The sequence below is a fragment of the Rhodocyclus purpureus genome (genome assembly GCF_016653115.1).
GTDB classification, from domain to species: Bacteria; Pseudomonadota; Gammaproteobacteria; order Burkholderiales; family Rhodocyclaceae; genus Rhodocyclus; species Rhodocyclus purpureus.
Map to the genome: position 1 here is coordinate 1 of NZ_NHRX01000023.1, position 11,535 is coordinate 11,535.

An 11,535-nucleotide genomic window follows, 5' to 3' on the forward strand; every position below is an offset into this window, starting at 1 on the left:
CCGAGGCGCGTCTCGAAGCCATCACCAGCCGGCCTTGGTTGATGTCCTCGGTCGGTCGGCGCACGGAACATGCTGGCCAGACCACCATCACGCTCACCGGCCAGCATGCCTACTTCGACAAGGCCCGACAGGTGCTCATGCGCATCTCCAGCCAGCTTCAAACATGGGCGCGCGAAGCTGCGGAGCAGTTGGCCTCCCCATCGGTATGGTTGCGCTGTTGCGATCATCTCAAGCGCACCCTCGCAGCAATCGGCGCACCCCAAGCACTCTGTTTGCTGCCCAATCATCCAAACGGTGTGGGGTAACTGAGGTTTTTAGGATAAACGATCCGCCCGGAGAACCGGGATTCCTTCAGCAGCTTACGGATGAGCTCCGCAATCTCGGCTTCTGCTGAAGTGAGAAGAGAAATCGATTTCAGTGTCATGATCGGCATATTGGATCACATTCCGGCGTAGGCGACCCCGCCAGCTTTATAGGACATAAAGTCGAAACTGGCGACTGCCCAGAGTGAGCGGCGTAAGAGGCGACGAGCCTCTGCTGAAAACTAATTATCGAAATCGATTGCCAGCAACAACAAAGGACAATCGATGACGGACGATACCAAGAACGGAGACGCCAAGCAATCCAAAATTGGACTGACGTCGGAAAAACTGATTAGGCACCGCGCTCGAAAGCTGATACAAAAAGCGATCGGGATGGACGTGGTTGAATTATTGGCAGCCTTCAGATGCGTCTAACATATAAATTTACCGTTTTCTAGAGTTTTATGAGCAAGGCCTCATGGCACGTCAAAGATAGCCTGCCAGTTGGATGGAGAACCATTTGAAAACGGCGCGCATGCATCCTCGTCACCGTCCCAAGCACCAATGAAGTCTTCAGACTGACCAGGATGAATGAACGCCCCCAAGTGATAGGGTCTCTTTGTTTTACGCCGAACGTAACCAAGACGCTGGTAATCTTCTTTGTCGAAAAAAATGAACCCTTCGACTTTAACGGTTGCGATTTGATGAATATATTCGTCCAAGACCTCGAAGGAAGATGAATCAGCATTCTTTGTTATTGAAACTTCCAATAGCTCAGAGCCAAACTCGGACACTTCTGCGAGGATCGTCAAGAAGTCCACAAGGTCGTAGTCTGCGCCAATATTTCTGTCGCCGCTGGCAGGGGCTTTGTATGCAATAAGCTCTCGTTGCGCCTTCAGTTGCAAAGCGGTCATCTTCATCCCCGCCGCTAGATCTTTATCGAACTTTGCGACCCAATCGAATGCCACATTGATAGCGCGACTGTGGGAGATTGCCATTAGTCCCCCTGCGTTCCACTGTTCAGTTGGGATCGTGTAAACGAGGCCGCGCAACAGCGATAGGGCAGCGTAGTACTCAAAATATGGATTCGCAGAGCGCAGCCCCGACTGACGCGCAAACTCCAGGCTATTTAGTAGCACTGTTGCATTGAGAATCATCTTGGTTGCTAAGTACGTCCGACACGACCACTCGGAATTTTTTTCACGCGTCCAGTTCTTTGTAATCTGCGCGTATTGGGCCGCAATACAGTTTGCAACCGTAGTCAGTTTCTTCTCAGAGCAAATGTTGAAAAGCCTTCGATAGGAGTATCCCCAACTTCTTCCTGCATGCCGCATGACCACTTCGCAACCCCAAAATAGAGTTTATTCCTCGCACCGCAAGCACTGTTCCGTGCGAGGTAGCTCGCCGCAAAGGATAAACCGCGTTGCACTAGACCGACGACTTATTCAGACGGAAAGACTAGGGATTGTAAGCGTCGGCGATGCTTTCTGACTAGCGGCAAACGCGCTTGCCGTAGCCAACGGGTTGAGAGAGTCGGCGCAGCGCGCCGGCTGTGCGCTCAGTCGCCGCCGCGCAGGCTCAGCACTCTTGGGCTCCCACTGCGCCCAGTTGACAAGCAGGTTGCACGCGTCGTGGCTCTGCTCGCGCAGGTAGCGGCTGGTGGCGACGCTGCGCATTCCGTGTTCGCAGTAGACGGGGATCTTCGCCTGCGGGTCGAGCGAGTCGAGCAGATCGGGGCCGGCGAACAAGCTGGCGAGCGGGGGCAGGCGCGCGCCGGCGAGCCTTTTCCGCTCCCATTCGTGCGGCTCGCGGACGTCGATGAGGACGATCTTTTCGCCGCGCGCACGCAGCGCCTCCAGGTCGGCGAGGGTCAGGTTTGCTGGCGGGGCGCTCGCGCACTGCGCTGCTTCGGCTTCGGCTTCGGCTTCGGCTTCGGCTTCGGCTTCGGCTTCGGGTAATGCGACCTCTTCGGGGGGCAGGCTGCACACCGGGCAGTCCTGCGACTTGTCGATGCGCAGGTTCAGGCTCTCCCAGTTGCGCGCGTCGATCAGCCAGAGGCGGCCGAGCAGGGTCGACAGCCCGTTCGTCCGGCAGTGATCGAAGCCGAGCGCGAGCTTGCAGACCTCGACCACCTGGATCGTGCCGATCATCCCGGCGACGCCGCCGAGCGTTCCGGCCTCCGCGCACTTGGTGACATGGTCGGTCGGCGGACGCGGGTAGAGGCAGCGGCAGCAGGGGCCGTGCCTGGCCCAGAACACCGCGACCTGCCCTTCGCTGCTCGGGTTCTTCACCGGACGGCGCGTGCGCCCGGTGGGGCCCTCATGAACCTGCGGGAGGTACCACGACTTCGGATGGGGACTTATGCTGCCTGAAGCATGAATTCGACTTTGACTGCGTCGTAGGGAAACTCGATGCTACCCGCTGCAGTACGGTCGAGAACACCTGCGTTCAGGAGCGCCATGACATCCCCGTGCACTGCCTTGACATCCCGCCCCACCCGACGAGCTGCCTCACGAATGGAAATCGGACCTGCACCGCACATGACCTTGAGCAGTTCCCAGCGCTTCGCCGTGAGGACTTGCCAAAGCAGTTCTGGCGTAGCAAAGCCGATGTGTGCCTCGGCGTCACCTTCGCCTGATTTCATGGCACGAGCCGCATCGGCCAAGGTATCGGCAAGGCTACGCACCTCAAGAATGACCGTTTTCATCGTTCCACCTCGCAATGTCGGCGTTGAAATCCAGCATCAACTGATCGGGGTTTGAAAAGGCGTAATCGACCTCCAGCGCGCCGAAATGCCGGTGATCGCCTTTGCCGCGCTCGTTGTCGTAGCGAACCACGCACTCGCCCCTAACAACGTAAGCCAATCGATACTTGAACAAGTGCTCCGACGGTGGGACAGGCTCGGGCAAGCGCCAGACAGCAATCTCAGCAAAGGCGTCAGCAGACAGGACGACCCGTCGGCGGATGAGTGGAGTAGCCTTCATGTTGGTGATGATGACAACGACTCGATGTGTTGTCAATCACTACAACGGCACAAAGCGAAAGAGCGTAATCGGCGACAACTGCTCGTCGTCGGAATTACGGTGACAGTAGACTTGATTCAAGGTGATGGCCGGAACGTGATGATTGCATGAGAGAGAGGGCCGATCGACCATCCCGAAGCAGACTTCGCCTCGCAGTACCCTCAGTCGCTCTTGGGCAGACTCAGCCCTGCTCGCGCTCCCACTGTGCCCAGTCGACGACCAGGTTGTAGGCGTCGTAGCCCTGCTCGCGCAGGTAGCGGCTGGCGCCGGCGCTGCGGATGCCGTGCTCGCAATAGACGAGGATCTTCGCGTTGGCGTCGAGCGACTCGAGCTGGTCGGGCTCCGAGAACAGGCTGGCGAGCGGGAGCAGGTGGGCGCCGGCGAGCCGCTTCTCCTCCCATTCCTGCGGCTCGCGCACGTCGAGGAGGACGATGCGCTCGCCGCGTGCGCGCAGCGCCGCCAGGTCGGCGAGCGTCAGCCTGGTCGGTGGCGCACTCGCGCAGTAAGTGGCTTCGGCCCCGGGCAGCGCGAGCTCGGCGGGCGGCAGGCTGCACACCGGGCAGTCGGGCGACTTGGCGATGCGCAGGTTCAGGCTCTCCCAGTTGCGCGCGTCGATCACCCAGAGGCGGCCGAGCAGCGTCTCGAGCCCCTGCGCGCGGCAGTGATCGAGGCCGAGCGCGAGCTTGCACACCTCGACGGCCTGGATCGTGCCGATCATCCCGGCGACGCCGCCGAGCGTTCCGGCTTCGGCGCAGTTGGCGACCTGGTCGGTCGGCGGGCGTGGGTAGAGGCAGCGGTAGCAGGGGCCGTGCCTGGCCCAGAACACCGAGACCTGCCCCTCGAAGCCGAGGATCGAGCCGTAGACGACCGGCAGACCGAGCTTCACCGCCGCGTCGTTGATCAGGTACTTGGCGGCGAAGTTGTCGGTACCGTCGACGACGATGTCGTAGCCGGAAAAGATGTCCACGACGTTGGCCGGCGACAGGCGCTGCATGAGCGGCTGCAGGTCGACCTCGCCATTGAGTTCCACCAGGTGGCGCGCGGCGGCGAGCGCCTTGGGCTCACCCTCGTCGCTTTCGCGGAAGACGACCTGCCGCTGCAGGTTGCTCGTGTCGACGCGGTCGTCGTCGATGAGGCCGATCCGGCCGCCGGCCGCGCGCAGCCCGACCCCAGCCGCAGCCAGGTAGAGCAGTACCGGCGAGCCGAGACCGCCGGCGCCGACCACCAGCACGCGCGCGCGGGCCAGCTGCTGCTGCCCCTCGCTGCCGATTTCCTTGAGGACGGTCTGGCGCAGGTAGCGGGGATCCATGGCTGTGGCGGCGCTAGAGGCCGATCGTCTCGTCGGCGGGGCCGTGCGCGCAGAGCGCGTGTCCCTGCACCCATTCGCTGTCGCCGTCGACGTAGTGTTCCTGCTTCCAGATCGGCGCGCGGTGCTTGATCTCCTCGATCAGGTAGCGGCATGCCTTGAAGGATTCGTCGCGGTGCGGCGAACTGACGGCGACCAGGATGCTGACGCCGCCGATGTCGAGGCGGCCCTGGAAATGCTCGATATAGACCTTCAGCCTTTCGCCCCAGCGCGCGCGCACCTCGGCGGCCAGCTCGCGGAAGACGGTGAGGCAGAGCCCGTCGAAGACGTCGTAGGAGACGCCGCGCACCGGCTTGCCGAGGTTGTGGTCGCGCACGGTGCCGACGAAGAGGTCGGCGGCGCCGTGCGCGGGGTCGGCAACGAAATCGATCGCGGCCTGGGCGACGAGCGGGCTGCCCGAGATGCGGAGATAGTCGCGTCCGCTCATCGTCAGCCCCCGCATACGGGCGGCAGGATCGCCAGTTGCGCATCGGCGTGCAGGCAGTCGCTGTCGGCGAGGACGGCGCTGTCGGTCGCCAGCGCCGATTGCGCGAGCAGTGCAGGCTTGTCGAACGTGCCGTTTACGCGTTTCAGTTCGTCGGCGAGCGCCGCCTTGATCGCGGCGACCTGGCTGCCGGCGGCGACCGAAACCTGCACCGGTCCGTTGTGGAAGCTGCGGAAGGCGCCGAACAGGCGAATCTGCAGCGAGATCAAGTCTGGCGAGTCTGACATGCGGCTTCTCCCCGGCTAGATGGCCGGAAACAGTTCACGGGAGGCGACGCCGAGCGTGTCACCCGGCGCCAGCGAGTTCTGATTCTCCTCGGCGATCGCCCAGCAGTTCATCGCGAGCATCGGCGAGATCCTGAACGACTCCTGACCGTCGAGGATGCTCAGGCCGAATTCAGCGGCCTCGCCGCCTACGTCGCTGCCGAGGCGCGCCTTGAGGAAATGGCGCAGTTCGCCCTTCTTGCGGTACGGAGCGACGAGCCGGATGCGCTGGAAGCTCTCCTCGGGCATTCCGAGCAGCGCGCGGATCAAGGGCTGCACGAAGAAGCGCAGGCCGACCGCAGTCGCCACCGGGTTGCCGGGAAGCCCGAAGTAGTAGCGGCCATCCTCGAGCACGGCAAAGAGGATGGGCTTGCCCGGCTTGATCGCGACGCCGTGAAAGACGATGCGCGCGCCGCCTTCCTGCAGCAGTTCGGGGATGAAATCCCAGCGCCCCTTCGACACCGCGCCGCAACTGAGGACGATGCGCGCGTGCGGCAAGGCCTGCAGCGCGTCGGCAAAGAGCGCCGGGTCGTCGCCGATGTTGCCGGCGTAGGCGAAGGGGATGCCGGCGGCGCCGAGTTCGCTCTCGAGATAAGGGAGGTTCGAGTTGTAGATCTCGCCGGCGGCGAGCGGCCGTTCATAGTCGTCGCTCACTTCCTTGCCGGTGGCGAAGGCGCCGACCTCGGGCAGGAGATGGACGGGGACCTCTTCGACGCCGGCGGCGGCGAGCGCGGCGAGGTGGCCGCCGTGCAGCCGCGTGCCCTGCGCGACCAGCAGCTGGCCGGCGCGGAAGTCTTCGCCGGCGCGCCGCAGGTTGTCGCCGGGCGCCAGCGCCCGGCCGATGCGGATGGCCGTCGTCCTGCCGTCGTCGTCGCGCAGCGTTTCCACCTGTTCGATCGGGACGACGGTGTCGCAGCCGGCCGGTATCGGGGCCCCGGTCATGATCTCGACCGCGCTGCCCGCGCTGGCGGCCGAGGGGAAGTCGCCGGCGGCAAGACAGGCGCCGACCGGGAGCGTGAGCGGGAAGTCCGCCGCCTGCGTCAGTGCCGAATTCAGCGCGAAGCCGTCCATCGCCGAATTGTCGAACGGCGGGATGTCGATCGCAGCGACGAGATCGGTCGCCGCGACCTGCCCGCGGGCGTTGCGGCGCTTGACGAACTGCACCGGCTGCGGCTTCGCCTCGGCGATGATCAGGCGCAACGCCTCCCGATAGCTAATCATGCTTGAGATCGTCCAGAGTGTTGAGCAGGTGCCGCAGTTGCGGCGCGAGACAGTCGATGCCTTCGCGTACCGCCTTGGGGTTGCCGGGAAGCGTGACGATCAGCATCCTGCCGAGCGTCGCGGCCAGGCTGCGACTGCTCCAGCTGTAGGGCGTGAATTGCGCGCCGTACTGGCGCAGCAGTTCGCCGACGCCCGGGATGACGCGGTCGGCAAGGGCGGTGACGGTCTCCGGCGTGCAGTCGCGCGACGAGATGCCGGTGCCGCCCGAGGTGATGATCAGGCGCGTGTCGCCGCGTGCGCCGATCGCCAGGATCTTCTCGCGCAGAGCCGCGCTGTCGTCGGCGAGGACGACGCTCTCGGTGACGGTCGCGCCGAGCGCCGTGAGCAGCGCGCCGGCGAGCGGCCCCGACTGGTCGGCATATTCACCGCGTGCGGCGCGGTCGCTCAGGGTGATGATGGCGGCGCCGATCCCGGCCAGCGGTTGCTGGCTCGCGGCCTTGGGCGCGACCTTCTGGCGCACCCAGTCGGGGACGCCGGCGGGGTTGAGCCACAGCCCGGACTTGCCGCCGCTCTTGGCGAGCAGGCGGATTCCGCTCATGCACATGTCGGGCTCGATCATCTTGGTGAGGTCCCAGAGGGTCAGCAGCGCGGCGTTGACGCCGGCCAGCGCTTCCATCTCGACGCCGGTGCGGGCGAAGGTCTTCGCGGTGCAGGTGACGATCACCGCGCAGGCGGCCTCGTCGAGGCGGGTCGTGATCTCGACATGATCGAGACCCATGGGGTGACACAGCGGGATCGTCTGGCTGGCCTGCTTGGCACCCTGGATGCCGGCGATCTCGGCAAGGATGAGCACGTCGCCCTTCGGCAGCGAGCGCGTGCGGATCAACTCGAAGGCCGTCGGGCCGACCCGGATCTGCCCCTCGGCGATGGCGATGCGGCGTGTCGGCGGCTTCTCGCCGACATCGATCATGTGGAAGCTGCTGTTCATCCTGTCCTTTCGTTCAGCCGCCGGTCATCGACATGAAGCGGACGACCTTGCCCGGGGCCTCGTTGAACTCGTGCCGCTCGGGCTTGCGCTCGATCGCCGCACGGAGCACGGCGTCGAGCTCGGCGTCGTCGGCACCGCCGCGCAGGAGCGGGCGGAAAGCCACTTGGTCCTCCTGGCCGAGACAAAGTTGCAGCGTTCCATCGACGGTCATGCGCACGCGGTTGCAGCTGGCGCAGAAATGCTGCGACAGCGGCGTGATGAAGCCGATGCTGAAGTCGCTCTCCGGGTCGACCAGGTAGCGCGCGGGGCCGCCACCGGCGACGACGCCGTCGACGAGGTGGAAGCGCTGCCTCAGTTCGGCGATGTGCGGTTGCAGGCTGCCGTAGCGGCTGGCGCGGCCGGTGGCGCCGATCGGCATCGTTTCGATCAGGCGCAGGACGAAATGCTGCTGCCTGCAGAAGTCGATCATCGCGTCGAGTTCGTCGTTGTTGCCGCCGGCGAGCCAGACCATGTTGATCTTGATGCGCGTGAAACCGGCCGCGCGCGCGTCCCGCAGTCCGCGCAGGACGTCGTCGAGCGCATCGCGATGCGTGATGCTGCAGAAGCGCTCGCGGTTCAGGGTGTCGAGGCTGACGTTGAGGCGGTCGACGCCGGCGGCGCGCAGGCTGGCCGCGTGCCGGGCGAGGTGCGTGCCGTTGGTGCTCAACGACAGGTCGGAGATGCCGGGGATCGCCTTGATCTGCCTGACCAGGTCGACGAGCCGGCCGCGCAGCAGCGGCTCGCCGCCGGTCAGCCGGACCCGCTGCAGCCCGTGACGCGCGAACAGCGCGATGAGCCTCACGATTTCGTCGAAGCGCAGCCAGTCCTCGGGCTCCTCGTAATCCTTGAAGCCTTGTGGCATGCAGTAGCTGCAGCGCAGGTCGCAGCGGTCAGTCACCGACAGGCGCAGGTAATCGATGCGTCGGCCGAAGCGGTCGACCAGTGCGTTCGTGCTCATGAGCGGCTGCCTCCGGCTTGCCTGTCTCCGCTTATTGCGCGCTCTCCGTGGCTTTTGCCGCTTCGAGGGTCGACTCGCCACTCGGCGCGATGACGGCTTTTTCCTCGAGCTTCTCGGCACCGATCCACTGTTCCACCGGCGGCAGCTGGTGGGCAATTCCCTTGTGGCAGTCGATGCAGGTCTTGCCTGCGGCGAAGGCCTCCGGGTGGCGCGACGAGGCGCGGCGGCTCTGCTCAGTGTAATCCATGTAGTCGTAGTTATGACAGTTGCGGCACTCCTGCGAATCGTTCTTCTTCATCCGGTCCCATTCGTGCTTGGCCAGTTCGACGCGCTTGGCGTTGAATTTTTCCGGCGTATCGATCGAACCGAGCAGGTGGTGCAGCACCTCGTTCGACGCCTGGATCTTGCGCAGGATCTTCGGCGTCCATTCCCTGGGCACGTGGCAGTCCGGGCAGGTCGCGCGCACACCGGTGCGGTTGGCGTAGTGCACCGACGCCTGGTATTCCTTATACACGTTGTCGCGCATCTCGTGGCAGGAGATGCAGAACTCCATCCGGTTGGTCGCCTCGAGCGCCGTGTTGAAACCGCCCCAGGCGACGACGCCGGCGATGAACAGCAGCGCTGCGGCTCCCCAGCCAGCGGCCTTGATACGGGCGATCAGGCCTTTCTTGCTCTCGCTCATTTCGTCGCTCCCTGAACATTCTTGGCGCTGCCGGGAATTCCCCGGAAGTTGTTCGCCACCAGCGGCTTGGCATCGGACTGCGGCACGTGGCACTGCAGGCAGAAGTAGCGCCGCGGCGAGATGTTGTCGAGCACCTTGCCGTCACGATCGCGGAAGTGCGTCGCGCTGACCTTGGCCGCGCCGGTCTCCTTGGCGTTCGCCCACGAGTGGCAGTCGAGGCAGCGGTTGAAGTTGCGCGTGACGTTGTAGTTCTTGATCGCGTGCGGGATCAGGGGGGGCTGCTGCTCGTAATTGCGCTCGATCGGCGGCCCGTCCTTTTCCATCTTGGTGATCTCGTTCACGCCGCCCTTGGCTTCGGGCGCCAGATCGAGCAGCGCTGTACCGGCCGCAATGGCGCCGCCGGCGAAGGTCGCTGCCATCAGCGCAACCAGCAGAAATCGGCTCGCAAGCTTGTTCACGCTTCGTCCCTCCTTTTGTCGAATCGGTGAGTCATTCTGAATACGTCCTGGCTGCACACGTCGATGCAGCGACCGCAGTTGCTGCAATCGGCGGCGAGGATCAGCGCGCTGCCGCTGCCCTTGAGCGCCGGGCGGATCACCTGCGGTTCGGGGCAGACGCTGAAGCAGTCCATGCAGTCGGTGCAGCGGCTGCGCCCGGACGCCGCGACACGGACCAGCGCGCCGTGTCCGAGCAGGCTGTAGCAGGCGCCCATCGGGCAGAGATGGCCGCACCAGCCGTGCTGGGCGACGAAGAGGTCGTAGAGGAAGATGCCGACAGCCGGCAACAGGGCGGCGCCGATACCGAAGATCAGCGCGCGCTGCAGCAGCGAGACCGGATTCACGAATTCCCAGACCATGCTGCCGGTGAGCAGGCAGGCGAGCAGGATGAAGCCGAGCAGCCACAACCGCGTCGATCTGGCCGGCGCGCTGCCCCCCTTGATGCCGAGGCGGCGCCGCAGCCAGGCGGCGCTGTCGGTGACCACGTTCATGGGGCAGGCCCAGGCGCAGAAGACGCGGCCGCCGAGCAGCAGGTAGATGACGGCGACGATGGCGGCGCCGAGCAGGGCGCTCGTCGCCGGCAGGTGGCCGGCGGTGAGCGACTGCAGCAGGACGAAGAGGTCGGTCAGCGGCACCATGTCGAGCGTCAGGCTGGCAGACAGGTTGCCCTTGATGAGCCAGATTCCGGCCAGTGGTCCGGCGAGGAACAGCGCGAAGATGCCGAACTGCGACAGCCGGCGCAGGATCAGCCAGCGGTGGGCGCGCAGGAAACCCTTGCTCTCGATCGCCTCGCTGCCCGGCATCTTGCCGGTGGCGGAGCCGAAGGATCTGGTCGCGGCCATGCTCAGAAGCCCTCGCGCAAGCTGTCCGCGCCTGCGGGCGCCGGCGATGCAGCCGGCGAGTCAGCCGGCGCGCCGGGCAGGCGTGTTGCCATTTCGAGCTGTGGCGAGATCAGCGAGCCGCCGGCCTTCTCCTTTTCTTCCCAGCCGAGCCGGTAGTGCTCGCCGATCGCCCCCTTGGCGAGCTTGATCGGCAGCACCTTGATCGCCGCGACTTCGAGGACGCAGGATTTCTCGCACTTGCCGCAACCGGTGCAGGCGTCCGAATGCACGGTCGGCAGGAGCATCGCGTGGCGGTCGGAGCGCGGGTTGTGCCGGTGCTCGAGCGTGATCGCGCGGTCGATCGCCGGGCAGACGCGGTAGCAGACGTCGCAGCGCAGGCCGAGGAAGTTGAGGCAGCTTTCGTGGTCGATCAGCACCGCAAGCCCCATGCGCGCGCGGTCGATGTCCTTGAGCGCCGGGTCGAGCGCGCCGCTCGGGCAGGCCTTGACGCAGGGGATGTCGGTGCACATCTCGCAGGGGATCTGGCGCGCCTCGAAGTACGGCGTGCCGGCGACCACGTTCTCGCCGAGATCGGCGAGGCGCAGCGTGTCGTACGGGCAGTCGCGCACGCACAGGCCGCAGCGGATGCAGGCGGCGAGGAAGTCGTCCTCGGGCAAGGCGCCGGGCGGGCGCAGCGCAACCGCCGGCAGCGCCCGCGCCTGGCGCGCGTGCAGGCCGACGCCGAGCGCGATCAGGCCGGCAGCGCAGGCGGCGCCGCTGACCTGGCCGAGGAACTTGCGCCGCGGCAGCGCTGGCGCCTTGGTCGCCGATTGCTTGGAGTCGTCCATCGTCCGTCCCTGCCCTGCATCCGCCTGTGCCTGTACTTATCCT

Annotated in this window: 15 protein-coding genes; 1 reads left to right on the forward strand and 14 read right to left on the reverse strand. The window is 65.1% G+C overall.

Annotated features, from left to right (window positions below; all coding sequences use genetic code 11):
* On the forward strand, nucleotides 1-305 hold a 305-nt coding region (locus CCR84_RS04785), incomplete at its 5' end, for a hypothetical protein (protein ID WP_420825381.1).
* 473 nt (nucleotides 306-778) lie between these two features.
* Here the strand turns inward: CCR84_RS04785 and CCR84_RS04790 are convergent.
* The 14 genes from CCR84_RS04790 to napG form a co-directional block, all read right to left on the reverse strand.
* Nucleotides 779-1,459: a hypothetical protein gene (locus CCR84_RS04790; RefSeq protein WP_201210167.1), complete on the reverse strand. Its 681-nt coding sequence runs from the start codon at nucleotides 1,457-1,459 to the stop codon at nucleotides 779-781.
* A gap of 288 nt (nucleotides 1,460-1,747) precedes the next feature.
* The gene (locus tag CCR84_RS04795; protein WP_201210169.1) at nucleotides 1,748-2,593 is read right to left on the reverse strand and encodes a ThiF family adenylyltransferase; all 846 of its coding nucleotides are present in this window, start codon (nucleotides 2,591-2,593) and stop codon (nucleotides 1,748-1,750) included.
* Between the two features lie 68 nt (nucleotides 2,594-2,661).
* Nucleotides 2,662-3,009, reverse strand: coding sequence for an HVO_A0114 family putative DNA-binding protein (locus tag CCR84_RS04800; protein WP_201210170.1), 348 nt, complete (start codon nucleotides 3,007-3,009; stop codon nucleotides 2,662-2,664).
* Nucleotides 2,990-3,286, reverse strand: a complete 297-nt coding sequence (locus CCR84_RS04805; RefSeq protein WP_207186217.1) for a toxin-antitoxin system TumE family protein — start codon at nucleotides 3,284-3,286, stop codon at nucleotides 2,990-2,992. The genes CCR84_RS04800 and CCR84_RS04805 overlap by 20 nt, the downstream gene beginning before the upstream one ends.
* A gap of 220 nt (nucleotides 3,287-3,506) precedes the next feature.
* Nucleotides 3,507-4,634: a HesA/MoeB/ThiF family protein gene (locus CCR84_RS04810; protein WP_201210172.1), complete on the reverse strand. Its 1,128-nt coding sequence runs from the start codon at nucleotides 4,632-4,634 to the stop codon at nucleotides 3,507-3,509.
* Between the two features lie 13 nt (nucleotides 4,635-4,647).
* Nucleotides 4,648-5,118 carry a molybdenum cofactor biosynthesis protein MoaE gene (locus CCR84_RS04815; RefSeq protein WP_201210174.1) on the reverse strand — a complete coding sequence of 157 codons (471 nt, stop codon included), beginning with the start codon at nucleotides 5,116-5,118 and terminating at the stop codon, nucleotides 4,648-4,650.
* Nucleotides 5,119-5,120: 2 nt separating this feature from the next.
* On the reverse strand, nucleotides 5,121-5,402 hold the full coding sequence (locus tag CCR84_RS04820; RefSeq protein ID WP_201210176.1) for a MoaD/ThiS family protein: 282 nt from the start codon (nucleotides 5,400-5,402) through the stop codon (nucleotides 5,121-5,123).
* A 15-nt stretch (nucleotides 5,403-5,417) separates the two neighbouring features.
* Nucleotides 5,418-6,659, reverse strand: a complete 1,242-nt coding sequence (locus tag CCR84_RS04825; RefSeq protein WP_201210178.1) for a molybdopterin molybdotransferase MoeA — start codon at nucleotides 6,657-6,659, stop codon at nucleotides 5,418-5,420.
* Nucleotides 6,652-7,647, reverse strand: a complete 996-nt coding sequence (gene moaCB / locus CCR84_RS04830) for a bifunctional molybdenum cofactor biosynthesis protein MoaC/MoaB (RefSeq protein ID WP_201210180.1) — start codon at nucleotides 7,645-7,647, stop codon at nucleotides 6,652-6,654. Before moaCB ends, CCR84_RS04825 begins: the two co-directional genes overlap by 8 nt.
* A 13-nt stretch (nucleotides 7,648-7,660) precedes the next feature.
* Nucleotides 7,661-8,644 carry a GTP 3',8-cyclase MoaA gene (gene moaA, locus CCR84_RS04835; protein ID WP_201210182.1) on the reverse strand — a complete coding sequence of 328 codons (984 nt, stop codon included), beginning with the start codon at nucleotides 8,642-8,644 and terminating at the stop codon, nucleotides 7,661-7,663.
* A 31-nt stretch (nucleotides 8,645-8,675) separates the two neighbouring features.
* Nucleotides 8,676-9,326 (reverse strand): NapC/NirT family cytochrome c, encoded by a 651-nt coding sequence (locus tag CCR84_RS04840; protein ID WP_201210186.1) that lies wholly within the window; start codon nucleotides 9,324-9,326, stop codon nucleotides 8,676-8,678.
* Nucleotides 9,323-9,784 carry a nitrate reductase cytochrome c-type subunit gene (locus CCR84_RS04845; RefSeq protein ID WP_338052567.1) on the reverse strand — a complete coding sequence of 154 codons (462 nt, stop codon included), beginning with the start codon at nucleotides 9,782-9,784 and terminating at the stop codon, nucleotides 9,323-9,325. The genes CCR84_RS04840 and CCR84_RS04845 overlap by 4 nt, the downstream gene beginning before the upstream one ends.
* Complete coding sequence (napH, locus tag CCR84_RS04850) at nucleotides 9,781-10,665, reverse strand: quinol dehydrogenase ferredoxin subunit NapH (RefSeq protein ID WP_201210194.1); 885 nt, start codon at nucleotides 10,663-10,665, stop codon at nucleotides 9,781-9,783. Before napH ends, CCR84_RS04845 begins: the two co-directional genes overlap by 4 nt.
* Nucleotides 10,666-10,667: 2 nt before the next feature.
* Complete coding sequence (napG, locus tag CCR84_RS04855) at nucleotides 10,668-11,492, reverse strand: ferredoxin-type protein NapG (RefSeq protein ID WP_201210204.1); 825 nt, start codon at nucleotides 11,490-11,492, stop codon at nucleotides 10,668-10,670.
* Nucleotides 11,493-11,535: the final 43 nt, after the last annotated feature.

Bases quoted from the DNA above. Each gene is read 5' to 3' on its own strand.
- CCR84_RS04790 (WP_201210167.1), bottom strand. From the start codon at position 1,459: ATGATTCTCAATGCAACAGTGCTACTAAATAGCCTGGAGTTTGCGCGT.
- CCR84_RS04800 (WP_201210170.1), bottom strand. From the start codon at position 3,009: ATGAAAACGGTCATTCTTGAGGTGCGTAGCCTTGCCGATACCTTGGCC.
- CCR84_RS04805 (WP_207186217.1), bottom strand. From the start codon at position 3,286: ATGAAGGCTACTCCACTCATCCGCCGACGGGTCGTCCTGTCTGCTGAC.
- CCR84_RS04810 (WP_201210172.1), bottom strand. From the start codon at position 4,634: ATGGATCCCCGCTACCTGCGCCAGACCGTCCTCAAGGAAATCGGCAGC.
- CCR84_RS04815 (WP_201210174.1), bottom strand. From the start codon at position 5,118: ATGAGCGGACGCGACTATCTCCGCATCTCGGGCAGCCCGCTCGTCGCC.
- CCR84_RS04820 (WP_201210176.1), bottom strand. From the start codon at position 5,402: ATGTCAGACTCGCCAGACTTGATCTCGCTGCAGATTCGCCTGTTCGGC.
- CCR84_RS04825 (WP_201210178.1), bottom strand. From the start codon at position 6,659: ATGATTAGCTATCGGGAGGCGTTGCGCCTGATCATCGCCGAGGCGAAG.
- moaCB (WP_201210180.1), bottom strand. From the start codon at position 7,647: ATGAACAGCAGCTTCCACATGATCGATGTCGGCGAGAAGCCGCCGACA.
- moaA (WP_201210182.1), bottom strand. From the start codon at position 8,644: ATGAGCACGAACGCACTGGTCGACCGCTTCGGCCGACGCATCGATTAC.
- CCR84_RS04840 (WP_201210186.1), bottom strand. From the start codon at position 9,326: ATGAGCGAGAGCAAGAAAGGCCTGATCGCCCGTATCAAGGCCGCTGGC.
- napH (WP_201210194.1), bottom strand. From the start codon at position 10,665: ATGGCCGCGACCAGATCCTTCGGCTCCGCCACCGGCAAGATGCCGGGC.
- napG (WP_201210204.1), bottom strand. From the start codon at position 11,492: ATGGACGACTCCAAGCAATCGGCGACCAAGGCGCCAGCGCTGCCGCGG.